28 protein-coding genes are annotated in these 22,265 nt (G+C 64.9%); 7 read left to right on the top strand and 21 right to left on the bottom strand.

The window, feature by feature from the left end; all coding sequences use genetic code 11:
- Window positions 1–17: 17 nt before the first annotated feature.
- On the top strand, window positions 18–917 hold the full coding sequence (locus E3374_RS06380) for a glycosyltransferase family 2 protein (RefSeq protein ID WP_136688232.1): 900 nt from the start codon (window positions 18–20) through the stop codon (window positions 915–917).
- A gap of 18 nt (window positions 918–935) precedes the next feature.
- Here the strand turns inward: E3374_RS06380 and E3374_RS06375 are convergent, their stop codons facing one another.
- The 7 genes from E3374_RS06375 to E3374_RS06345 form a co-directional block, all read right to left on the bottom strand.
- Window positions 936–1,745: an amidohydrolase family protein gene (locus tag E3374_RS06375; RefSeq protein WP_136688231.1), complete on the bottom strand. Its 810-nt coding sequence runs from the start codon at window positions 1,743–1,745 to the stop codon at window positions 936–938.
- Window positions 1,746–1,951: 206 nt separating this feature from the next.
- Complete coding sequence (locus tag E3374_RS06370) at window positions 1,952–2,563, bottom strand: GTP-dependent dephospho-CoA kinase family protein (RefSeq protein WP_136688230.1); 612 nt, start codon at window positions 2,561–2,563, stop codon at window positions 1,952–1,954.
- Between the two features lie 3 nt (window positions 2,564–2,566).
- A complete protein-coding gene (gene spt4, locus E3374_RS06365) occupies window positions 2,567–2,764 on the bottom strand; it encodes a transcription elongation factor subunit Spt4 (protein WP_211194920.1) in 198 nt (65 codons plus the stop codon).
- Window positions 2,764–3,336: a DNA-directed RNA polymerase gene (locus E3374_RS06360; RefSeq protein ID WP_136688228.1), complete on the bottom strand. Its 573-nt coding sequence runs from the start codon at window positions 3,334–3,336 to the stop codon at window positions 2,764–2,766. Before E3374_RS06360 ends, spt4 begins: the two co-directional genes overlap by 1 nt.
- Before the next feature lies 1 nt (window position 3,337).
- Window positions 3,338–3,712, bottom strand: coding sequence for a PIN domain-containing protein (locus E3374_RS06355; protein WP_136688227.1), 375 nt, complete (start codon window positions 3,710–3,712; stop codon window positions 3,338–3,340).
- Window positions 3,709–4,944: a translation initiation factor IF-2 subunit gamma gene (locus E3374_RS06350; protein ID WP_136688226.1), complete on the bottom strand. Its 1,236-nt coding sequence runs from the start codon at window positions 4,942–4,944 to the stop codon at window positions 3,709–3,711. Before E3374_RS06350 ends, E3374_RS06355 begins: the two co-directional genes overlap by 4 nt.
- Window positions 4,945–5,057: 113 nt before the next feature.
- Window positions 5,058–5,606, bottom strand: coding sequence for a mechanosensitive ion channel domain-containing protein (locus E3374_RS06345; protein ID WP_136688225.1), 549 nt, complete (start codon window positions 5,604–5,606; stop codon window positions 5,058–5,060).
- 140 nt (window positions 5,607–5,746) lie between these two features.
- Here E3374_RS06345 and E3374_RS06340 point away from each other — a divergent pair, with 140 nt between their 5' ends.
- On the top strand, window positions 5,747–6,712 hold the full coding sequence (locus E3374_RS06340) for a DUF5787 family protein (protein WP_136688224.1): 966 nt from the start codon (window positions 5,747–5,749) through the stop codon (window positions 6,710–6,712).
- Here E3374_RS06340 and E3374_RS06335 read toward each other — a convergent pair whose 3' ends face one another.
- The 3 genes from E3374_RS06335 to E3374_RS06325 form a co-directional block, all read right to left on the bottom strand.
- Window positions 6,713–6,949, bottom strand: a complete 237-nt coding sequence (locus E3374_RS06335; RefSeq protein ID WP_136688223.1) for a hypothetical protein — start codon at window positions 6,947–6,949, stop codon at window positions 6,713–6,715.
- 76 nt (window positions 6,950–7,025) lie between these two features.
- Entirely contained in the window at window positions 7,026–7,904 is an 879-nt protein-coding gene (locus E3374_RS06330) for an MBL fold metallo-hydrolase (protein WP_136688222.1), read from the bottom strand.
- Complete coding sequence (locus tag E3374_RS06325) at window positions 7,904–9,274, bottom strand: ATP-binding protein (RefSeq protein WP_136688221.1); 1,371 nt, start codon at window positions 9,272–9,274, stop codon at window positions 7,904–7,906. The genes E3374_RS06330 and E3374_RS06325 overlap by 1 nt, the downstream gene beginning before the upstream one ends.
- A gap of 107 nt (window positions 9,275–9,381) precedes the next feature.
- Here E3374_RS06325 and E3374_RS06320 point away from each other — a divergent pair, with 107 nt between their 5' ends.
- Both E3374_RS06320 and E3374_RS06315 read left to right on the top strand, forming a co-directional pair.
- A complete protein-coding gene (locus tag E3374_RS06320; RefSeq protein WP_136688220.1) occupies window positions 9,382–10,410 on the top strand; it encodes a phosphoribosylaminoimidazolesuccinocarboxamide synthase in 1,029 nt (342 codons plus the stop codon).
- 295 nt (window positions 10,411–10,705) lie between these two features.
- Window positions 10,706–10,927 (top strand): hypothetical protein, encoded by a 222-nt coding sequence (locus E3374_RS06315; protein ID WP_135666305.1) that lies wholly within the window; start codon window positions 10,706–10,708, stop codon window positions 10,925–10,927.
- Between the two features lie 149 nt (window positions 10,928–11,076).
- Here the strand turns inward: E3374_RS06315 and E3374_RS06310 are convergent, their stop codons facing one another.
- The 5 genes from E3374_RS06310 to E3374_RS06290 form a co-directional block, all read right to left on the bottom strand.
- Window positions 11,077–12,051 (bottom strand): formyltetrahydrofolate deformylase, encoded by a 975-nt coding sequence (locus tag E3374_RS06310; protein ID WP_136688219.1) that lies wholly within the window; start codon window positions 12,049–12,051, stop codon window positions 11,077–11,079.
- A gap of 75 nt (window positions 12,052–12,126) precedes the next feature.
- A complete protein-coding gene (locus E3374_RS06305; protein ID WP_136688218.1) occupies window positions 12,127–14,007 on the bottom strand; it encodes an NADH-quinone oxidoreductase subunit 5 family protein in 1,881 nt (626 codons plus the stop codon).
- Window positions 14,001–14,285 (bottom strand): NADH-quinone oxidoreductase subunit K, encoded by a 285-nt coding sequence (locus E3374_RS06300; RefSeq protein ID WP_136688217.1) that lies wholly within the window; start codon window positions 14,283–14,285, stop codon window positions 14,001–14,003. The genes E3374_RS06305 and E3374_RS06300 overlap by 7 nt, the downstream gene beginning before the upstream one ends.
- Window positions 14,282–14,809, bottom strand: coding sequence for an NADH-quinone oxidoreductase subunit J (locus tag E3374_RS06295; RefSeq protein ID WP_248299403.1), 528 nt, complete (start codon window positions 14,807–14,809; stop codon window positions 14,282–14,284). Before E3374_RS06295 ends, E3374_RS06300 begins: the two co-directional genes overlap by 4 nt.
- The gene (locus tag E3374_RS06290; protein ID WP_136688216.1) at window positions 14,806–16,305 is read right to left on the bottom strand and encodes a complex I subunit 5 family protein; all 1,500 of its coding nucleotides are present in this window, start codon (window positions 16,303–16,305) and stop codon (window positions 14,806–14,808) included. The genes E3374_RS06295 and E3374_RS06290 overlap by 4 nt, the downstream gene beginning before the upstream one ends.
- A gap of 311 nt (window positions 16,306–16,616) precedes the next feature.
- On the opposite strand from E3374_RS06290, the gene E3374_RS06285 reads away from it, so the two are divergent.
- The gene (locus tag E3374_RS06285; RefSeq protein ID WP_136688215.1) at window positions 16,617–17,120 is read left to right on the top strand and encodes a hydrogenase maturation protease; all 504 of its coding nucleotides are present in this window, start codon (window positions 16,617–16,619) and stop codon (window positions 17,118–17,120) included.
- A 3-nt stretch (window positions 17,121–17,123) separates the two neighbouring features.
- Here E3374_RS06285 and E3374_RS06280 read toward each other — a convergent pair whose 3' ends face one another.
- The 6 genes from E3374_RS06280 to E3374_RS06255 are packed head-to-tail and all read right to left on the bottom strand — an operon-like array spanning window position 17,124 to window position 21,125.
- The gene (locus E3374_RS06280) at window positions 17,124–17,483 is read right to left on the bottom strand and encodes a 4Fe-4S dicluster domain-containing protein (RefSeq protein ID WP_136688214.1); all 360 of its coding nucleotides are present in this window, start codon (window positions 17,481–17,483) and stop codon (window positions 17,124–17,126) included.
- The gene (locus E3374_RS06275) at window positions 17,480–18,469 is read right to left on the bottom strand and encodes a complex I subunit 1/NuoH family protein (RefSeq protein ID WP_136688213.1); all 990 of its coding nucleotides are present in this window, start codon (window positions 18,467–18,469) and stop codon (window positions 17,480–17,482) included. Before E3374_RS06275 ends, E3374_RS06280 begins: the two co-directional genes overlap by 4 nt.
- Window positions 18,466–19,743 carry a hydrogenase large subunit gene (locus E3374_RS06270; protein WP_136688212.1) on the bottom strand — a complete coding sequence of 426 codons (1,278 nt, stop codon included), beginning with the start codon at window positions 19,741–19,743 and terminating at the stop codon, window positions 18,466–18,468. Before E3374_RS06270 ends, E3374_RS06275 begins: the two co-directional genes overlap by 4 nt.
- Window positions 19,743–20,216 (bottom strand): NADH-quinone oxidoreductase subunit C, encoded by a 474-nt coding sequence (locus E3374_RS06265; RefSeq protein ID WP_136688211.1) that lies wholly within the window; start codon window positions 20,214–20,216, stop codon window positions 19,743–19,745. Before E3374_RS06265 ends, E3374_RS06270 begins: the two co-directional genes overlap by 1 nt.
- Complete coding sequence (locus E3374_RS06260) at window positions 20,191–20,769, bottom strand: NADH-quinone oxidoreductase subunit B family protein (RefSeq protein WP_136688210.1); 579 nt, start codon at window positions 20,767–20,769, stop codon at window positions 20,191–20,193. Before E3374_RS06260 ends, E3374_RS06265 begins: the two co-directional genes overlap by 26 nt.
- Before the next feature lie 5 nt (window positions 20,770–20,774).
- Entirely contained in the window at window positions 20,775–21,125 is a 351-nt protein-coding gene (locus tag E3374_RS06255; RefSeq protein WP_136688209.1) for a hypothetical protein, read from the bottom strand.
- A gap of 206 nt (window positions 21,126–21,331) precedes the next feature.
- On the opposite strand from E3374_RS06255, the gene purS reads away from it, so the two are divergent.
- On the top strand, window positions 21,332–21,583 hold the full coding sequence (gene purS, locus E3374_RS06250) for a phosphoribosylformylglycinamidine synthase subunit PurS (protein ID WP_136688208.1): 252 nt from the start codon (window positions 21,332–21,334) through the stop codon (window positions 21,581–21,583).
- Complete coding sequence (gene purQ / locus E3374_RS06245) at window positions 21,580–22,254, top strand: phosphoribosylformylglycinamidine synthase I (protein ID WP_136688206.1); 675 nt, start codon at window positions 21,580–21,582, stop codon at window positions 22,252–22,254. The genes purS and purQ overlap by 4 nt, the downstream gene beginning before the upstream one ends.
- Window positions 22,255–22,265: the final 11 nt, after the last annotated feature.

Raw genomic sequence — 22,265 nt, 5'->3', positions numbered from 1 at the left:
TGGCGCTATGTAGTGATATGGAGTTGTCCGTGGTCGTCCCGACCCTCGACGGGCGCGAACAACTGGCCGGGACACTCGATTCCGTCGCGGCCAACGCCCCCGAGGTCGAGGTGATCGTCGTCAACGGTCCCTCGACCGACGGGACGACCGGGATGGTCCGCGATCGGACGGACGTCGACGTTCTCGTCGAGATCGCCGACCGATCGATCAACGCCGCACGCAACGCCGGGATCGAGCACGCAAGCGGCGACGCCGTTGCGCTCGTCAATCAGGGACTCTCACTGACGGCGGAGTGGATAGACGCCCTCCGGGCCGGGTTCCGGGAGGCCCCGGTCGTGACCGGGCCGACGCATCGACCCGTCCGTGCCGGAAAGACGACCGAGCCAGTCGAACGCGGGACGATCGCCGGGCGAACAGTGACGTACGTCAACCCCGGAAATCTGGGGGTGACGCGGAAGGTGATCGACGACCTCGACGGGTTCGACGAGTACCTCGATATCGGCGGGGCGCGGGACTTCTCTCACCGTGTTGCCGGCATAGAGCGCAGCGTCAGCTGGCAACCGGAGATGGCGGTCGAACGCGTAGTCGGTGCCGACGGTGGGAGCACCGAACGAGACTGGGGCTGGAAGTACCGGTCGCTCGCTTACCGCCTCGCGAAGAACTACGGCCTCCGGCCGGCGGTGATCGGTCGCGTCTACCGGAACGCCGTCAGCGATGGGACCGACGCACTCGGTGAGGTGTTCAACGGCGAGCGACAGGCATCAGTCTGGCTGGACACCGGCCGGCAGGTGATCGGCGGGGTCGTGCGGGGACTCAAGGATGGTCTCACGGCCCGGGCACGCGACCGGAGCCAGCGACGGAACCCGCGCGGCCGATCGAGCCGTCGGGACCGTGCAGTCTCGGTGTTCGAGAACTGAACGCGGCGAGGGGAGGCCTCACGGCGCTAGCGCGTCGATCACCCGTGCAGGATTCTTGGTGAACACCCGTCGCATCGCGTCTTCCGGTACGTCCAGGGTCAGGATCTCCATGATCGCCACGTTCGGGTGCGTGGTAGGGGCACCGCTCCCGAAGAGTACGCGATCCGGGTGTTCGCGGAGCGCCTGCTCTAGGGGCTGGCGGAACCTGACGAAGCTCGTGTCGAGGTAACACTGGTCGTGGGTCTCCAGCAGATTGATAGCTGTCTCCATCCGGTCGCGGGCAAGCGGGTAGCCGCCGAAGTGGGCAACGATCGTGGGGAAGTCGTACTCGAGGATCGTCTCCTCGATGGCCTCCGGGGGGAACGCGTCACCACCGTGGACGAGCACTGGCAATCCGACCGATTCGAGGGCCTCGAACACCGCCTCATCAGGGAGACCATCCCGTCCGGGGTGAAGTTTGAACCCCTCGAAACGATCGTCGTAGGCGTACTGTTTGACTTCCTCGGGGCCAGTGTGTTCGTCCGCGCGGCTCGCGGTGAGATTGCGCAACCGCGTCCCGGCGTCGTCACCCGGATCCAGCGGCCCGTTGATACGTGCCAGCGCCACCAACGGTCGGCCGACGCTCATGCGGGCGATGGCGTTGTTGGCCTTCAGATAACTCTCTTCTCGACCGGCCGGATAGACGAGCGATCGGACGATCCCGGCCTGGTGCATCTCCCGCTCGAGCCGCTCCGGAGTCCCCGGGACGTCTCCCGACTGTCGGTCGGCATCAGGAGTCAATCGCGTGTGCACGTCGACGACCCGGAACCCGTGCTCCAGCTCCAACATCCCCCGATCGTTCTCCCGGTTCGCGTATTAAATCATCGCTCTACGGCGTAGGGAGTCAGCGACTCTCCATGGGCACTCCGTGACCGATCTCGGACGGAAAACGCCGGTGAGCCGGGACAACGTCGACCCTGAAGAGATGACGTCACGATCGCCCGGAGAAAATGACGTCACGATCGCTGTGAGACGGAGACGGGCGCCTGCACGATTCAGTCCGGGATCCCGAGCAGTTCACGCGCCCGTCCCGGATCGCCGTCCATCCGGTCGAACAGTTCGGCTGTACGCCCGCGGACCCCGTCCCCCACGTCGACGTGGACCATCCCCTCGCCGGGTTGTCCGTAGACGACGCTCGCGCCCTCGGGCGCGGCCAGGATCGCGGGGAGAGTCGCCAGATCCTCCTCGCCGTAGACGATCACCACTGTCGTCGCATCCTCGGCCGCGAGGGCTTCGACGAGGGCCTCTAGCAACGACGTAGTCAGCGTCGCCGAAGGATTGGCCACGTCGATGCGCTGATCGAACCACGGCCCCCCATCACCGACGACGGTTTGTCTGATACCGTCCTCGACCGCGCTACGCTCGGTCCGTTCGTCGACGAAGGCGACGTCCGGTCGTCGCCCCGCCTCCAGAAGGTGATAGGTGACAATGTCGCCGACGGCGATCAGCGGTTCGCCGGCAACCGCGAGCACTGCCTCCGGGTCCGTATGGACGGGCCCGAACGGCTCCTTGAGGGCGGGTCGGAGCGCGTCCGGGAGTTCGAGGACGATCTCGCTCTCTGGATCGGCTCTGTCGCTGCCGACTGCTGTCGATGAGTCTTCCGACACGGTCTATCGGACCTTCAGCGCGTACTTTCCGGGCTCTGTGACCTCCATCTCCGCGGCGATCTCGCTCTCGGCAGGGTGAGCGATGATGACGTATCCGGCCCAGTCCTCGGTCAGCGAACTCGACCCGCAGGCCTGGCAGATCTCGGCCTCTGCCGAATCTTGAACGCGGTGGCACTCCCGGCAGACGTACCGATCGGCCATCAGCTCTCACCCGCGGCTTTCGCTCGCTCTTTGCGTTCCTCCTCGAGCCAGCCGTGCTTGCCCAGGCCGACCTGCTTGGCCGTGAGGCCGATCTTGCTGTCCCGGGGGTTGCGTTCGTCGATGGACTTGGTGACGATGCGAGCCCGGACGGCGTCGCCGACGGTCAGCGTCCGATTCGAGTCCCGGGAAGCGAGTTGCTGGTTCTCGCCGTCGTAAGCCAGGTACTCGTCGGAGATCTGAGAGACGTGCAACAGGCCGTCGACGGGACCGATACCGACGAACGCGCCGAAGTTGACGACCTCGACGACCTCGCCGTCGACGACTTCCTGCATCTGGGGGTCGAAGGTCAAGGCGTCGAACTCGGCCTCGTAGTAGACGCCGGGCTCGTTGGGGAGCACGGCCCCTTCACCGACGTCGTGGACTTCCGTGACGCTCACGACGCTACCGACGTCCTCGTCCATGCGTCCCTCCAGTTTGTCCTGTAGCAGTTTCTTGACAAGCTCCGGCCGGACGTCGGCCAGATGCTCGGGCGGTACCTCGACCGTATCGCGGAGACGAACCCGTTTGTACATGTTATGACTGAGTGATCGCGAGTTTGTTCCGGCCCCTTAAACCAATTACTGGAACGTCCGCGTCCAGCAGGCGCTGCTTGAGTGGGCCGTCGTTAGTAACGGCGTAGGCGTCGAGATCGCTGGCCAATTCGAGGACGGCGTCGTCGGCATACTCGGCCGCGTGATCGCGGACCGTACACCGATCGACGAGATCCAGCCCGACGCTGGCGGCTGTGGCCTCCTCGCCCGCGCCCGCCGATAAGTCCTCGAGCTCTGCGACGACGGCTTCGGGAACCAACCACTCGCCCGCGCCGAGCAAACGCTGGAGTTCCTCGAAGACGCGGACGTCACACTCGACGGGCATCATCAGTGCGTTGGTGTCCAGAACGGCGGTCATTCACGGAGCGTGCCGATGCCGATCAGCCGCCAGCGTGCGCCGATCCGACGATTGATTGCGATGGTATCGCCCGGTCGGGCACAAACAGGTCGCTTGAGGGCGACCTCAGCCTCGCCTTCGCGGGCGCTGGTGACGGAGCCAACCGTCGTTGCAGTACCGATCGTCAGCATGAGCGGCTCGCCCGTCGAGACCTCCTCGACGTCGCCAGTCTCCTCGCCGACGATCCGATCCAGCAACTGGACGTCCATCGTGAACTCGTCGTGGACCGGCGGCAACGTGCCGGGCGGCCCGGCGATCTGGCCAGCCAGCGCGTCGCCCTTGGTAAGCGACGGATCGAGACCCGTCCCGACGCCCAGCAATCCGCCGGGTGTCACTTCCTCGACGGTCTCGCCGCCAGCCTGCAGCGACCGGGCGCTCGTCGTCACGGGCCGCCACTCGGTCTGGCCGCCCTCCTCGACCTCCCGGCCCGGCCGGAGTTCGATCTCGTCGTCGGTCTCGAAGCGACCCTGCGCGAGGCTGCCGCCCAGGACACCGCCGACAAGTGAGTCCCAGGTCGAGCCCGGTCGGTTGATGTCGAAACTCCGGGCGACCAGCATCTCGGCGTCGGCGTCGGGATCGCGATCCGGCGTCGGGATCTCTTCCTCGACGGCCTCGATCAGGATGTCCGTGTTGACGCCCTGGCCCGCGCTGATCGGGACGATTGGCGCGTCTTCGGCGACGGTCCCCTCGACGAACTCCTGGATCTGCTGGTAGTTCTGTCGGGCGCGCTCTTCGTCGACCAGGTCGATCTTGTTCTGGGCGACGACGATGTTGTCGATCCCAATGATGTCTAAGGCCATCAGGTGTTCCTCGGTCTGGGCCTGGGGGACATCCTCGGTGGCAGAAATGACCAGCACCGCTCCGTCCATGATCGCGGCGCCGGCCAGCATCGTCGCCATCAACGTTTCGTGGCCCGGCGCATCGACGAAGGAAACCGTCCGCAGCGGATCGGTCTCCTCATCGTGTTCCTGGCAGGTCTCTGCGACCGTATAACAGGCCGGCTCACCACACTCCGGACAGCGCCGGAACGTCGCGTCTGCGTAGCCCAGGCGGATCGAGATCCCGCGTTTCATCTCCTCGGAGTGTTGGTCCGTCCACTCCCCGCTCAGGGCCTCGACCAGCGTGGTCTTGCCGTGGTCGACGTGCCCGACCAGTCCGATGTTCACCTCCGGTTGTCCGTGTGTTCCCGTCATCTCCACAGTAATCGTAGCTGGATTACCCTCCTTGAAGTGATAAACCTACTGTTCTCGCCACGAGATGCCGGCCGAGAAACCGTCCTGATCGCGCGAAGACAGCCCGATGGCCCTCAGGGATCGCCGTCCTCGGTCAGATACGTCCAGCGCGATTCGACGTTGCGATTGGCGACGACCTCGATGCCTTCGTCGGTTCGAAACCGACTCTTCCGGAGGCCGATGTCCGTGACGATCCCGGTCATGGAGGCAGTCCGGACGCTGTCGCCCTCGTTGAAATCCGGATCACGGAGCAGGTACACCCCGGCGACGGTGTCCTCGATCATCGTCGAAAGTGCATAGGAGATTCCGAGGCCGATGAATCCCGCGGCGGTGCCGAGACTGGCCGCAACCTCGCCCAGCCCGACGATGTTCAACAGAACCAGTCCGGCGCCGAACCACATGAACACGGCCACGACGAGGACAAAAAACTCGACGATGAGCTGTTCCTCTGCGGGATAGACGCGTTCGAGTACCGACCGGAGCAGGCTCGTGACGACCGTGATGGCGACGTATGCGAGGGACACGAACACCAGCCCCGAGAGCAGTCGGGGCAGTGTGGCAACCACGTCCGCCCGGAACGATCCCAGCGTCGAGTCGATCAGGTCGGCGAGGAGCAGTAACATGACGGTCGTTTGTGCCAACGCAGTCAAAACCCTACCGACGGATTCGGCGACGACCACGTGTCCACCGGCAGTCCTGCGTCGGATCGTCGACGACCGCCCCGGGCGAGACGTTTTTGCGGATCGCCACCCGACCTCGAAGTGTGCGCGAATACGCGTTCGAGCTGGCGCTGTGTGGTGAACTCGAAAGCGAGGAGCGACTCCTGGCCCGCCAGCTCGGCGCACACGTCCAGGGCCGCCGGATCGTCGACGTCGTGACGGTCGAACCTGGGCCCGCGTTCGAGCGGCGAGCGTCCATCACCGACGGGACGATCCCGCCGGTAGCGATCGAAGCGCCCGTCGGTCCGGGCAGCGCCCGGCGTATCAAGGAAGTCTTCCCGAATCGGCGACCCGAAGAGCGCCAACGGATCGTCGAGCGGGCCGTCAAAGCGGACTTCTTCGAACGCGAGCGCTGTGACGGCGATCCGGCCGTCCGGCAGGTCTGTCGGTATCCCGACGCGTGGTTCGACCGTCTCGTGGGCATCGAGAACAAACCCGACCTCGACCGGCCGGGCGATCTCCAGGCACAGCTCCGGACTGACGTCTCGCTGGGTATCTTTGACGAAGTCGTCCTGGCGACGGCCTCCCACGTTACTGGCGCCCATCGCAACCGCATCCCCGAGGAGGTCGGGATCTGGCAGTTCGATTCCAGGACGGGTGATCGGGAGGTCCTCCGGGAGCCGGAACCGCTCGATCCGGCGACAGCGGGGGTCGAAATTCTCGATCGCCAGCCCGGCCGGTCGGACATCGCGATCGTCACAGCCGACCAGAAGCGGCGTGTGCGACGGCGGATCGCCGAACGGGCCTACGGGAAGGGCTGGCGGACGTTCGAGCTTCCGGCCTGCGGACAGTGTGCCCCAGAGGGCGGGCCGGACGTGGCGGTGCCGTACTGTCAGTGGGCCGGCCGGATCGTCGACCCGGCCAGCGAGTGCGGGACGGATTGTGCCGGTCACGAACCGGCCGACCCACCGGAGATCGACCACGTGGCTCGGCGAGCCGAACGAAGCGCCTGGCGACGCGATCCTGAGGGGCAGCGTCGCCGCCAGGCCGGCCTGGATCACTTCGGGTAATCATTCGCCTTTGTCGCCGGACAACTGCCGACGCAGATACAGGAAGGCGACGTAGACGCCCGTGAAGACGATCACAAAGGCTGCCGTCTCGACGAAGTCAATCCGTCCGTCCATCGCCAGTTGGATCGCCAGGTAGACGACTGTGGCGACGACCGCCGCGATGGCGACCGCCACGAACGGCCGATCGGCAGGAACGCCCTCCAGCGTCGCCGGGTCAGTGTCGAGATCAGGGTCCATGCCGTCGCCTTCGAGCCCCGGGACAAAGGTTTTGCCCGCCGCGAACGGGATCTCGCCGGGAGAAAATAGATCGTCTTCACAGCGAGAAGCGCTCGCCGTCGACCGCCCGGGGTGCGTCGAAAGCCGTCTCCGCCGACAGGTAATGCGAGAGGTGAACGATCCGCAACTCCCCGGCGTCGAGTTCGTCGGCGAGCGAACGCGCCCCCTCGATCGTCATGTGTTTGCTCCCGTAGGTCATGGGGACGCCGGCGTCGTCGTGGTGGGCGCCGCCCGCAGGGTGGGAATCACAGCGATCGGCTGGCAGGATGCCGTCCGCCAGCAACAGGTCGGCGTCGGCCAGCGCGTCCTTCGACTCCGGCGGCACCCGATAGCTGGTGTCGCCGGTGAGCGCGAGTTTCCCACCCGTTTCGGGATCCTCGATCACGACGCCGTAGCAATCGAGGGGCGGATGGTCGACAGCGACGAGCGTGAGGTCGAGCCCACAGACCCGGAAGGATTCGAACGGGTCACGGGGACGTACGTCGATGACATCCAGGTAGTCGTACCGCTCACGGATGCTCTCGGCGACGCTCTTTCCGGTCGTGGGGTCTGTCTTTCCCGAAGCGTAGATCGGCAGATCGCGTGTCAGCCGATAGACGTTGCCCAGCCCGTCGAGATGATCGAAATGAACGTGGGTGATCAGTACGGCGTCGGGCGCGTTCAGATCCTCACGGAGGAACTGCGTCCGGAAATCCGGACTGGCATCGATCAGTAGCGTCTCGCCGGTCCGCTCGTTACGGACGTGCACGGAGAAGCGCGTCCGCTCGACGCCTCGGGATCCCACGTTGACGCCCCGGTCGTGCAACTGCTCACGGAGTTCGTCGTCCGGATCGCGGGCGCGCTGGCACGTCTCACAGTCACAGCCGACCGTCGGGGTGCCCGTCGTGTCGCCGGTCCCGAGCAGCGTGACCTCCATCAGTCCTGGGCGTGATCGGCCGCATGGTCGTGGGCGTGATCGTGGTCGTGTCCGCCCCCATCCTCGCCGGTGTCCGGCGTTCCGCCGGCAACGAGGGCGTCGTGATCGCCCTCGATCATATCGAGGTTCTTGAGGTTGTCTCGTTCCTCGAAGTTGGCGACGGCGTCTTCGAGGTCTTGTTGGGTCAACGTCGTCCGCTCCTCGGTCAACGCGTCGAGGACGGCCTCTCGGAGAACCAGCCGGAGGTCGCTTCCGGTCAGGCCTTCGGTCATCTCGGCGAGACCCTCTGGGTCGAAATCAGCGATCTCCATCTCCCGGGTGACCACGCGTAGGATGTCCGCCCGCATCTTGTCGTCGGGTTTGGGGAAGTTGACGATCTCGTCGAAACGCCGCCAGGCGGCAGCGTCGAGTTGGTCAGGGTGGTTGGTCGCACCGATGAGGAGTACGTCGTCCTGGATCAGGCTGACCTCGTCGATGGACTTCAGCAGGGTGTTGACGGCACGCTTGATCGCAGCGTGCTCGTCGCTGGCCCGGGTCTTGGCGACGAAGTCGAACTCGTCCATGAAGAGGATACACGGCGAGAGTCGTTTTGCCACCTCGAAGGTCTTCTCGACGTTCTTTGCGGTCTCGCCGAGGTACTGGGAGGTGATCATCGAGAGTTTGACCTCGACGAACGGGAGGTCAAGATCGTGAGCCAACGCCCGCGCGACGCTGGTCTTGCCCGTCCCCGGCGGGCCGACGAACAGGAGTTTCCCGATCTCCCTGAGGCCGATCTTCGCGAGGTACTCCCGATGTTCGATAGCTTTGACGAGCTTGCCGATCTCGGCCTCCTGGTCCTCGGTGAGGACCAGCTCGTCGAGCGTCATCTCGACCTCCTCGGGCGCGCGGATCTCGACGAGATCGAGCATCTCCTCTTCCTCCTCCTCTTCGAAGTACTCTTCGAGGAGACTGTCGATCCAGGCCCGATCTGCACGGGCCGGACGAACCTGCTCGCGGGCCTGCTCGTGGCTGACCCCCTCGATTTCGTCCTCGAATTCGGCCGCAAGCGTCGGGTTCTCCAGCAGTTCCTCGGGCTCGATCCGCTTTTCGAGCCACTCTTTGGCCATGTTCCGGTCAGTGAACTCGATCGCGTTCGAGAACTCGTCGCGGTCGGTAAACATCAGTCCCGAGACGGCGCTCCAGGGTCGTTCGACGCCGGTGGCGTCCGTGATGGCCTCCGAGGTCGCCACGAGCGGACGTTCGATCGTCCCGTCCTCCCAGAACACCGCACGGTAGGCGGGCGGCAGGTCGTCGGGCTCTAGGTCGTCCCGATCGGAGTACACTGCCGCCGTCAGAACGAACTCGACGACGGCGCGTTCCGGATCACTCATCCCCCGCGCATTGTAGCGGGATCGACATAAGCCACTCGAAGACGGACGATCGGGCAAGCTGGGTCGATGTACAACCTCTAAGGGTGCCCACTTGGAAGGGGTACCCGATGACCAGCGTCAAGGAGTTCCGGATCGACGAGAAGCCGACCCCGACCGGCCTGGGCCGGGGTGCGTTCGTCTTCACCGACGACTACTCGGTGTTCGACTGGGGGAAGATGCCCGACGAGATCCCCGGGAAGGGCGCGGCGCTGTGTACGATGGGTGCCTACAACTTCGAACTGCTCGCCGAGGAAGGGATCCCGACCCACTACGAGGGCGTTGTCCTCGACGGTGAGACGGTCACTCTCGACGCGGCTCTCGAACGGGGCCGGCCGCCACGGGAGATGTCCATCGCGCTGACGCAGGTGCCCGATCTACCCCACGATACCGGCGGCTACGATTACGACGCCTACCACGACGCGGCGGGCGAGAACTACCTCGTCCCGATGGAGATCGTCTTCCGCAACACCGTCCCGGTCGGCTCGAGTCTCCGGAAGCGATCCGAGCCCGCCGATCACGGTCTGGACTACGACCAGTGGCCCGAGGTGCCCGTCGATCTCCCCGAGCCGGTCGTGGAGTTCTCGACGAAGTACGAGGAACAGGACCGGTATCTCTCCCGTGAGGAGGCCGATCGGATCGCCGGCCGTGTCGACATCGCTGATCTCGAATCCCTCGCGCGGGAGGTGAACGGCCTGCTCAACCGTCGGGCTTCCGAGGCGGGATTCGTCCACGAAGACGGCAAGATCGAGTGTCTCTCCCACGACGGGGAGATCCAGGTGGCCGACGTCGTCGGTACCTTCGACGAGAACCGCTTCTCCTACGACGGCCAGGAGATAAGCAAGGAGGTCATCCGCCAGTATCACAAGCGCACTCAGCCCGAGTGGGTCGAAGCCGTCAGCGAGGCGAAACGACGGGCGAACGACCGCGGAATCGCCGAGTGGAAATCACTCTGTGACCGGCAACCGGACCCGCTCGACGAACGCGTCATCGATGCCGCAAGCGATCTCTACCGTGCGGGAACCAACGCCTACGTCGGCCGAGAAGTCTTCGACGCGCCCGCGATCGAGGATGCGATTGGGGGCATCGAGGAACTCTGAGCTGACTGTTTTCGGCGCGACTCAGGCGAGGGTGCCGCCGCAATCGCCACAGTAAGCGTGTTTGCGGTAGGTTGTCGTCTCGGCGAGTTCGGCGCCACAGTCCTGGCACGTGTCGTAATGGGCGACCTGCATATCACGAACGCAGAGACCGACGTGTTTAGCCCTTCTAGAAGGGGCGGGTTCTGCCTCTTTTAGGCCGGCCAAAAACAGAAGAGTCGGCAGTTCCTGGCGCTCCCGTTGAAATATCCATGACGTAGCAATCTTTTTGGGCTGTTCGAGCGTACTGACGAGTGCTATGGAAGCAGACGAACTCCAGGAGATGCTTGAAACGAACGGTGAGTTGATGATCGCAGTCGCGGACTTCGGCCAGCCACTGGAACTACACCTCCACGACACGGAAATCGACGACGATACGGTTCGACTCGAACTCACCGACGGCGTCCTCACCTTCGATATTGATGCGATCGCCGGTGCGTGGCAGCACACGCACTCGCTGGCGGATCTCGGCCTCGAATAACTGGTCTTTTGACCGGGGGTTCCACCGGTCGTACTTTCGCTGGAGACAACTAGCCAGCGGCTTTGCGCTGTTCGGGATCGTTCACAGGGCCCCTCACGCGAGTCGCGGCTCGGGCTGTCCGGGTCCAAGGCACAATGTAGCCGGGTGGTTCAGTCGTCGGCTTCGCCGCCTTCGGCGACTATTTCTCCCAGTCCGTCGATCGGTCGGTCCGGATTGAGTTCGTCGACCTTCTCCGGCGCGCCCAGCTGAGCGTCAGTCTCCTCGGGGTCGCGCAGGCGAGTGCGTCCGCGGTGGACGTAGATCTCGTCGTTGAGGTGGAGATCGATCGCTTCCAGCAGCGCCTCGGCCTCCAGGGGCTGGCCGATCTCCTGGAGCTCCGCCTCGGTGGCCTCCGGCGGGACGTTGAACACCCGCTGGGTGATGATCGGCCCCTGATCGAGGTCGGTCGTCACGTAGTGGGCCGTGACGCCGGCGATCCGGACGCCCTCCTCGATGGCCTGCATGTACGCCGACGCACCCGGGAAGGAGGGGAGCAGCGACGGGTGGACGTTGATGATCCGGCTCTCGTAGCGGAAGACGACATCCGGGCTGAGAATGCGCATATACCGCGCGAGAACGATCAGATCGGTGTCGTACTCCGCAAGGAGATCCAGCAGTTGGTCCTCGTCGGGCGTGCCCTTCTCGTCGCCGATGTCGTGGAAGGGGACGTCGTACTTCTCTGCCAGGGGCTGGAGGTCGGGGTGGTTGCCGATGACGACCTCGATGTCGGCGTCGATGTCGCCGCTGGCCCAGGCCTCGAAGATCGCCTCCAGGCAGTGACTCTCTTTCGTGACGAGGACGGCGATGGTCTGTGTCTCACGATCCTTGGGGAACCGGACAGTGATGTCGACTCCGAGATCGTCTGCGAGGTCTGCCATGTCCTCACGCAGCTTCGCCTCGGTACAGACCATCTCGCTCGTGTCGACGAGCGTCGTCATCCGGAAGACGCCCTCCCGGACGGCTTGATCGAGGTCCTCTATATTGATCCCACGCTCGAACAGCAGCGAGGTGACTTCGGCTATCAATCCCGTGTCGTCGTCGCCGACGACGGTTATCTCGGTGAATTCGCGGGTCACGGCCACCACCTCGCGGGTCGCTTACTACGGCTCATTGTCAAGCTATGGCGGCCACGCGAGCAAAAAGGGTGCGTTTTTCCCCAGTCAGATGACGAGCACCACGGCGCCGATCACCAGCGCCAGCACGATCCCGACGGTGTTGTAGTTGACGTCACCAGTCTGGATAAGCCGCGTGCGGGTACACCACCAGCGGTAGGCCGCGACGAGCCCCTCGTAGAGCTGGTCGAAGCCATAGCCCGCATCGAGGACGGCCAATAGTCCGGCCGGCGCAGCGTCGTTGATCGACGCCCGGAAATGAAAGCCGAGATAGCCGAGCCCGAGGATGCCGGTCGTCAGGACCGCCGTCCGAGGCGTCAGCGTGTGTTCGAGGAACTCCAGGAGCGTGTAGGCGTGGAGGTGACTCTCCGGGAAGTACGTCGCCAGCCCGGAGGAGAGCGGGCCGATCGCCAGCCAAGAAGTGACCGTCAGGCCCGCCAACACGGCGAGGGGACCAGTCATCGCGAGGGGCGACTCCTGCGCGTTCGCCGTCGGCTCGGCGACGAACACGAGATAGTAGATCCGGATCGAGTACACTGCGGTCAGCACGGCCGTCACCGCCAAGACGGCGAAAGCGACCTGCTCGATCGCGCTCCCTTCCAGCGCTGTCGAGAGGATCAGTTCCTTGCTCCAGAAGCCGTTGAACCCGGGCACGCCGATCAGCCCGAGGATGCCCACGAGGAACGCGACGTTGGTGAGGGGCATCTGCTCGCGGTTGCCCACGCCGCGGTACTCGAACATGTCGACGTGCTTGTGGACCGTCCCGCCGATGCCGTAGATGACTGATCCGGCCGCGAGGAAGAGCAGGGCCTTGAAGATCGAGTGACTCAAGAGGTGGTAGCTCGCGGGCAGGACGCCGCCGGCCAGCCCGATCGCCGCGGTGACGTACCCGAGCTGGCTGATCGTACAATAGGCCAGCGCCCGCTTGAAGTCGTTCTCGACGGTCGCGAGGACGGCCGCGAGGAACGCAGTGATCGTGCCGATCGCAAGCACGGCGGTCGTCCACCATTCGAGTCCGTCGAAGATGGGGCGCGTTCGGAGCAGGAGATAGAGCCCGGCGTTGACCATACAGGCGGCGTGGATCAGCGCCGTGCTGGTCGTCGGGGCTTCCATCGCGTCGGGCAGCCAGACGTGTAAGGGGAACTGTGCGGACTTGCCGACCGCCGCAAGGATGAACAGCGCGCCCGCCGCCGCGAGCGTCCAGGTCGGCAGTGCCCCGCTCGCGGCCTGATCGATCAGTTCACGGATCGAGAACGTCCCGCCGCCGACCCACAACACCGCGATCCCGGCCAGCAAGCCGATGTCGCCAAAGCGGGTCGTCACGAAGGCCTTCACGCCAGCCCCAAAGGAGGTCTCGTCCTCTAACCAGAAAGCGATCAGGCCAAAGGAACACAGTCCCAGCACTTCCCAGAATGCGTACAGCGCGACGAGGCTGTCGGTCAGTACGAAGCCGATCATGCCGCCGACGAACAGCAGCGTGAGCGCGTAGTATCGCGTCAGCCCACCCTCGCGTTCCATGAAGCGCGTCGAGAAGACGAGTGCGAGCGCACCGACGATCCCGGCGATCGTCGCCATTAGAATCCCCAGCACGTCGAGGTAGAGGCCGAAGGAAACGTCAGCAGCTGGAACCCAGGCGACATCGTACTGGACGATGACGGGATCGCCCGACAGCGCTCGTGGGACGAGCGACAGCGTCAGTCCAGCGGTCGCGAGGCCGATCAGCACGGCCGTTCCATTCCGGACGCGATCACCGGCGATGGCCACGAAGGGCAGCAGGGCCGCGCCGACCAGCGGCAGAACGATCGCGCTGAGTGCCAGAACGGCCGGGGTCGGCTGTCCGGGAGCCATGACCGCGACGGCGGCCAGCAGTGCACCGGCGACCAGCAGGCCGGGGGTCGATGCGAGTAGCGTCCGTCGGTTCGTTACCATGTCAACCTCCCGAGTGCCTCGAGATCGAGTGTTCCGTACTGTCGATACGCTGCGACGGCCACGCCCAGCAACACCGCGACCACGATCGCGTCGATCAGGATTAACAGGACGACAATGCCCTGGCTGCCGGCGGGATCAGTCGCCACGAAGTTCACCAGCACGCCCTTCGAGGCGAGTTCGACGCCGATCAGCGTCTTCACGACGTTGCGACCGGCGACGATACTCGCCAGACCGATCACCAGCAACGCCAGTGCCGCGCCGTAGGCAAGCGCCGTCATGGCTCCACCTCCCGGGAGCCGGCGGTGGGTCCGGTTTCGCCGTCGCTCTCGGGTTCGAGCTGTTCGGCGGTCAACCGCACGACGGCAAGCACGCCGACGAACACCAGGACTGTGACGGCAAGCAAGTCGATCGACCGGGCACTCCAGAGTGTCTCGGCGAAGGCCACATCGCTGGCCCTGCCCCCGACAGTCGGATCGACCAGTACCCAGACAACGATCCCGACACCGAGCAGGAGGCCCAGCGCCAGGCCGACGAGGGGGAGTTTCGCGCCCGAGATCCGTTCGGCGGCGTCGGTCTCGGTCAGGCTGATCACGAACAGGAACAGGACGGTCACCAGTCCGGCGGCGACGACAGCCTCGAACACCGCCGCGATCGGCGCGCCCGCTAGATAGAAGTACACTGCCAGCGCGACGCTCGCGCTCGACAGCGAGAGGATCGAGACCAGGAAGTCCCTGGCTGCGACCGCGACCAGCCCCGCCAGGACCGTGACGACCAGCGCTGCCGTTGTCAGCTGGTCGATCATGGTGCCACCTCCAATCCGCCCTGGAGTACGTCAGCCGCCGACCCGACGAGGTCGAGCCCGAACGCCGGTGCGAGCCCGAGCAGGATCGTTCCGGCGGTCAGTGCCAGGATCGGGACCGCCAGTGCTACCGGCGTCCGGTCGACCACCCGCGTGGCGTCGGTCGGTGTGCCGAACAGCGCCCCCAGCACCGGGAGATAATAGCCAAGCGAGAGGAAGGAGTTCCCGATCACGAGCAGGGCGAGGCCGACCCCGACCGTGCCGGAGATTTCGGCGCTCCCGAGGACGATGAACAGCTTGCCCCAGAAGCCCGCGAGCGGTGGCACCCCCGAAAGTGCCAGCACGGCGACGGCGATCGCGCCCGCAGCGACCGGCATCCGATAGCCGACGCCAGAGAGTGCGTCGAGAGTCCGGGTCTCGCCTTCGATCTCGGCCAGCCGGTAGGTGATCGCGCCGACCGCGAGGAAGGCCCCGCCCTTCATGAACGCGTTCGCGAGGACGTGAAAGAGCGCACCGTCGAAGGCAACGGAGAAGCCGCCGTAGAAACCGACGCCGAACCCGAAGACGATGTAGCCGACGTGCGGGATCGAGGAGTACGCCAGCAGTCGCTTGAGGTCACGCTGACCGAGCGCGAGGAAGTTGCCGACGGTCATGGTCAGCCCGCCGAGGACGAGCAGAAGGAGTCCCACCGAGACGCCGTCGGGAACGACCGCCAGTGCCTTGATCATCGCGACGATCGCCGCCGGCGTTGCCAGTCCGGCGAGCAACGCGCTCGCGCTGGCCGGCGACTCCGCGTAGGCATCCGGCAACCAGGTGTGAAGCGGGACGACTGCCGCCTTCACGCCGAACCCGACCACCAGAAAGAGGACAGCCGCTTCGAGAGGTCCGGGACCGGTCGTCGTGGCAAGTTCTCCAGAGAGCGTCGCGAAGTCGAGCACGCCGCCGGAGTGTGCATAAACAATCGAGATACCGAAGATTGCAAGGAGTGATCCCGCAGCGTTCATCACGACGTACTTGATGCCCGCCTCGACAGCAGTCGCGCGATCGACCGCGAAGGGAACCAGTGCGTAGGTCGCGACGGCCATCACCTCGAAGAAGACGTACAACGAGAACAGGTCCGCCGCGAAGCCGATCCCGACGACGCCCGCGGCGGCCGCGAGCACCAGCGGGAAGTACACCTCCGGGGCGTCTTCGGCGTCACCACTTCCAGTCGCGTGGACCGTGGCTGCGAGACCGACCAGACAGGATATCGACGAGAGGAAGACGGCCAGCGCAGTGACCCTGACGCCGACGCCCTCCCCGAGCAGGGCGTACTCGATCGGGAGCGAACGTATCCACAACAGCGCGGTCGCCGCCAGCGCGACCAGCAACGACACGACTGCGATCCCACCGGCCCACGCCGTCGACCGTTCGCGTGTGTATCGACCGGCCAGATAGGTCCCGAAAACGCCGCCGAACAGCGCAACCAGCGGTACGATGGCGAGATAAGTGCCACTCACACGAGTACCCTCCCGAAAGTATTCATACCGTCAAGTTTGCGGCGAATACTTCTTGAATCATTCGACTTCCGGGAGCTGGACTTCCCGAATATTCATCAACAATGGGACGGTACAGTGCGCCCAGTTCGCCCTCCACTCTCCGTACGCGGCATCCGTTCGCCAGGAGCGCGATTGTCCGACAGTTCTTCCGGACAGCTCCTCAGAACGTGACGGATAACTTTCGGGTCCAACACCGAGACCTTGCCAGAGTCGCCAGAGCGTGACGGATAACTTTCGGACCGTTTTAGCGTCCCGATCCCGTCGTAAGGCATGTGAGTACCGGTCAGCCGACGATCGATCCGACCGACCGCATCGCAGTCGTCGGGATCGGATCGGAACTGCGCGGCGACGACGCTGTGGGTCTCGAACTCGCCCGACGGATCGAGACACGGAGCCTCGGGTCCGACGCCGATCGATTGCTAGTCGTCGAGGGCGGGGTCGCACCCGAAAACCACACCGGCGTCGTCAGACGGTTCGACCCCGACTGGATCGTCCTCGTCGATGCCGTGGATTTCGGCGGCGATCCGGGTTCCGGCGAGTGGATCGATCCCGACGACCTCGGGGGCGAATCCTTCTCCTCGCACAAGTCGACGCCCGCAATGTTACGGACCTTTCTCGCCCGTGAGACTGGGGCCGACGTCGTGCTGTTCGGCGTTCAGCCGGCCGACATCGATCGAGGGGAAAGCCTGTCGAAGACCGTCGAGGAGCGACTCGGCGGACTGGCGGCGCGTCTAGTCGAGACGTTGCGAATCGACGAGAGAAACGAGACGGCCTGACGCTTACCGCTTGAACGTGTAGCTGTCCTCGAAGGCCGGCTTGTCGCTGGCCGCGAGTTCGAACTCTTTGCCCATGACGATCGCGTCGGTCGGACAGGACTCCTCACACTGGCCACAGAACATACACTTAGCGACGTCATAGCTCCAGGTGACGTTGCCGTCTGCGTCGGCCTCGACGACGATGGCGTCGGCCGCACAGTGGCGTTCGCACATCCCACAGCCGGTACAGGGCTCGGGTTCGAACTCGACGGCTCCGCGGAACCGGTCGGGCATCGTGCGCTTGTCTTTGGGGTACGATACGGTTGCGTTGTCCTTGCCGAGAGTCTTCAGCGCCTCGGGGACGATTTTGCCTGGGATGCTCATGGAATCACTCCGTTCGTGTACAGTCCGACAGCCAGCACGAGTGCAATCTGGACGAGCGCCACCGGGACCAGCACCCGGTAGAACACGTCGACCATCTGCTCGATTCGCAGGCGAGCGACGACGGCCTTCAAGACCGTCAGCAGTGCGATCACGGTGAGAGTCTTCACGAAGAAGACGACCACGCCCGCGACGAGTCCAACCGAACCTTCGATCGCCCCGGCGGGGGCGGGCCCGCCCAGGAACAGCGCCGAGAGCAGCGCCGCGCCGACGACCAGCTCGACGTCCTTCGTGAGCCGGAACAGAGCCAGCTTCCGCCCGGAGTACTCGACGAGGGCCCCCGTCGCCAGTTCGGTCTCGGCCTCGGGGATGTCAAAGGGGATACGTTCGAGTTTCGCCTGCAGCGAGAGCAACGCGATCGCGAACGCCGGCAGGAGAACGAAGACGTACAACGGGTTCGCCTCGACGAACGCGACGATACCGGAAGTCGAGAGCGTCCCGGCCGCCACCGCTGGCGCGAAGCAGGCGAGGAAGAACGGGATCTCATAGCCGAACAGTTGGGTGATCGTTCGGGTGGTCCCGATTCGGCTGAAGACGTTCCCCGAGTACCAGCCGCCGAAGAACAGCGAGAACGACGGCAACGAGAGCAAGAAGAGGACGACTACCAGGTCGCCCTCGAAGGCGAAGGCCGCCTGCTCGCTCCACACCGGGACGTAGAGCATCGCGGTGAATACGCCCGCCAGACCGGTCCACGGCGCGGCGTTGTAGATCCGGGCCGTGGCGTCCTCGGGGACGGCCGACTCCTTGGCCAGTAGCTTCAGGAAGTCTGCCAGCGGCTGGACGACCGGCGGCCCGACGCGGTTCTGCAGCCGGGCGTACAGTTTCCGGTCGAGGTACTCGGCGGTCAGCCCGTAGACGAACAGGAACGCAAACCCCGGAAACACGAGCAGGTATAGCAACCCGGTTGCCAGATCGAGTTCCAGGCTCACGCTCGATCACCCCGCGTACCGCCGGAGACCGTCCGCTCGTCGCCATCGAGGGAGGGTCGTTCGACGTCGCTACGGTCGTCGTACCACTCGATCCCGTACTCACGGAGTTCGTCCAGATCGAAGGCGTTCTCGCCGCCGTGGTTGCCGTCGGTCTCGACGCCGATCCGGGACGTACAGCTGATACAGGGGTCGATCCCGGCGACGACGATCGGCGTGTCGGCGATGTAACTCCCCTTCAAGGACTCGACGACAGTCGGCCAGTTGGCGAGCGTCGGCACCCGGATGTGCACGCGGGCAGGCGTGTCCGTTCCGTCCGCACGGACGTAGTGGATCAACTCCCCACGGGGAGCCTCGTAGCGACTGACGACGTCGTCCTCCGGGACCTGTGCGAGCAACGCCTGTGGCGGCTTCGCGCTGGCTTTCAGGTCTCCCTCCGGGATCCGTTTGGCGACCTGCCGGATGATCCTGATCGCCTGGGCGATCTCGCCGATCCGGACGACCGTCCGGGCCAGCAGGTCACCCCGGTCGTCGGTGATCACGTCGAAGTCGACGTCGTCGTAGGCGGCGTAGGGTGCGTCCTTCCGGACGTCCGTGGGGACACCCGAGGCGCGACCGACTGCCCCGACCGCACAGTACTCGCGTGCGAGGTCCTCCGGGACGACCCCGACGTCCTCACAGCGCATCCGGACGGTCTCCTCGTTGGGCACTGTCTCTTGATAGAAGTCGATGCGTTCGGCGAGGTCGTCCATGCCTTCGAGGATCGTCTCGCAGTGCTCGTCGGTCAGGTCCTCCCGGACGCCGCCGATCGTGTTGATCGAGTAGTGGACGCGGTTGCCCGTGATCTCCTCGAGGAGGTCCATGACGATCTCACGGTCGCGCCAGGCGTACTGCCAGAGCGTGTCGAAGCCGATCTCGTGGCCCGCCACGCCCAACCAGAGCATGTGGCTGTGGATGCGTTCGAGTTCGCCGATCAGCGTCCGGATGTACCGGGCCCGGGGCGGCACTTCGAGATCGAGCAGTTCTTCGACACCCTGAGTGAACGCCGACGTGTGAGCGTGTGAACAGATGCCACAGATCCGTTCTAAGAGGTAGATCGCCTCGATATAGGACTTCGAGAGGACCGCCTGCTCGATGCCCCGGTGGTTGTACGACAGTTTCATCTGGGCACCGGTAATGACCTCGCCGTCAACGGTCAGCGTGAAGTTCGCGGGCTCCTTCAGTGAGGGGTGCTGTGGCCCGACCGGGATCTCCGTGCCCGAGGCCTTCTCGGACATCAGTCGGTCACCTCCAGGTTCTCCGCCCTGAGGGGCGGCCCGCCGTCGTAGTCGTCGGGCAGGAGCAACTTCTCGGGATTGGGATGGTCCGGCACCTCGACGCCGAGCATATCCATTAGTTCGCGCTCGTAGAGTCCAGCGGCGGGGATCTGGTCAGTGATCGTCCCGATCGTCGGATCCCCCTTCGGCACGATAGCCCGGAGCGTGAGTTCGATCCCCTCGCTCAGATCGCCGCCGTCGTACTCGCCGTACTTGAGGAAGTGATAGAGGACCTCGATCTCCTCGCCGCCGTCGACGCCCGTGATAGTGATCAAATGGGTTACCCCGGCGTCCCGGATCCGGGAGACGGCGTCGGGAAGATCTGCCCGATCCGCGAGGACGAACTCCAGGCGACCGTCCTCGCGCTCGCCCGACGCTGCGATCACGTCCTCGAGTCGCTCGTCGAGGTCAGACTTCAACTGGTTCGGGTTCATCGGCCCCCTCCTGTGGTGCGTCGTCGGTTTCGGTGCGGTCGGCGTCCGGTTCCTTTGGCACCGCCTCGTCGATCGGCGTCCCCTCCTCGACGATTTCCGGCTTCTTCTCGGCCAAGCGCTCGGCCTGGGCCTCCTTGCCTGATTCCGCCAAGAGTTTGACGATCCCGTCTATCAACGCCTCCGGTGACGTCGGACAGCCCGGGATGTACATGTCGACCGGGATCACGTCGTCGATCCCCTCCCGACAGTTGTAACAGTCGTAGAAGACGCCGCCAGTCGAGGCGCACGACCCCGCGGCGATAACCAGCTTCGGCTCGGGCATCTGCTCGTAGACCCGCTTCAGCCGGGGGGCCATCTGCTCGGTCACTGGCCCCGTCGCGACGAGGATGTCCGCGTGGCGGGGGGTGTCCTTTTGCTGGATGCCGAAACGCTCGATGTCGTAGCGGGGCATCAGCGCGTCGATCGTCTCGATGTCACAGCCGTTGCAACTCCCGCAGTTGAGGTGGAGTATCCACGGCGAGCGGTTCCGCGCCCAGTCGATGATGCGTCCCATTTGTGTTACCTCCCTGGTGATGGTCGTCCGGAATCCAGTAGCGCGAACAGCGAGAGACCCACGACCGCCAGCAACGGCAAGCCGAGAACGGCTCCGCCGGTGTCCGTGGGCATCGTCGCCACGAGCAGGACGGCGACGTGAACGATTGTGAAGCCGATTCCAACGTGATAGAGCCGGTAGCTCGGCCGACCGGACTGCTCGGGCGGATCCTCACCGCTTGCCCAGGCCGTCCGGAACGATCCCTCTGGTGTCACACGGTCGGCCGAGATGCTGTCTCCAACACGGTCGATAATTAAAATTATCAGCAAAAAGATACCGAACGCGATCGGCGGCGCAAGAAGCAGTTCGGTCACCATTACACCTATAAATAGCCCAACGATCCAGATAAAGCTTGCTTCGTTTGTAGACTTTTAGTTTCTCACGAAGGAAAATAGGCATTTTCTGCCGCTTCTAGTCGGGAAAGTGGTATTCTATTAGACCCAATGATTTCACTCGCCCGTCAGGAACACCCTCCACTCAGGATTCACAAGAGTTTTCGCCGGGGGCGACGGCCGTTGAGGCGATGACTGGCTACACAGCGACCGTGACGGTCCGGCTCAAGGAGGGCGTCCTCGATCCGGAGGCCGAGACGACCCGGCGGGCTCTGGAGCGTCTCGGGTTCGAACTCGAGGGATTCCGTTCTGCCGAGCGCTTCGAGATCGATCTGGAGGCCCAGGACGAGACGGCCGCCCAGCAGCGCGCCGAGGAGATGACCGAGCGCCTGCTGGCGAACCCGACGATCCACGATTACGACATCGACGTCGACCAACGATGAGCGTCGCAGTCATCCAGTTCGGCGGGAGCAACTGCGACCGGGACACGGTCCAGGCGCTCGCGTCGATCGGTGTCTCGGCCGAACTCGTCTGGCACGAGGACGGCCTCCCGGCGGACGTCGACGGCGTCGTCCTGCCCGGCGGGTTCTCCTACGGCGACTTCCTCCGGGCGGGCGCGATGGCCGCACAGTCCCCGATCATGGACGAGGTCCGCGAGCGTGCTCGCGAGGGGATCCCGGTGCTTGGGATCTGTAACGGTGCCCAGATCGGCTGTGAGGCGTCACTGACTCCCGGCGCGTTCACGACGAACGAGAGCGCGCGCTTCCAGTGTGAACACGTCTACCTTCGCGTCGAGAACGCCGAGACGCCCTGGACCCGACAGTACGACGAGGGCGAGGTGATCGAGTTGCCCATCGCCCACGGCGAGGGTCGCTTCGAGATCGGCGACGAACGCCTCGAAGCGCTCGAGGCCGACGATCGGATCCTCTTTCGGTACTGTGACGCCGAGGGGAACGTCACGCCGGAGGCCAATCCGAACGGTTCGAAACACGCCGTCGCCGGCGTCACCGGCGATCGCGATCACATCGCCGTGATGATGCCCCACCCCGAACGAATGTCCCTGCCCGACATCGGCGGCACTGACGGCCGTGGCGTGTTAGAAGCGTTCGTCTGATACCGATATTC

It is taken from the genome of Halorhabdus amylolytica (genome assembly GCF_004944975.1).
Classification (GTDB): Archaea; Halobacteriota; Halobacteria; order Halobacteriales; family Haloarculaceae; genus Halorhabdus; species Halorhabdus amylolytica.
The sequence above is the reverse complement of the archived record's forward strand: the minus strand, read 5'-3'. Positions and strand labels throughout refer to the sequence as shown.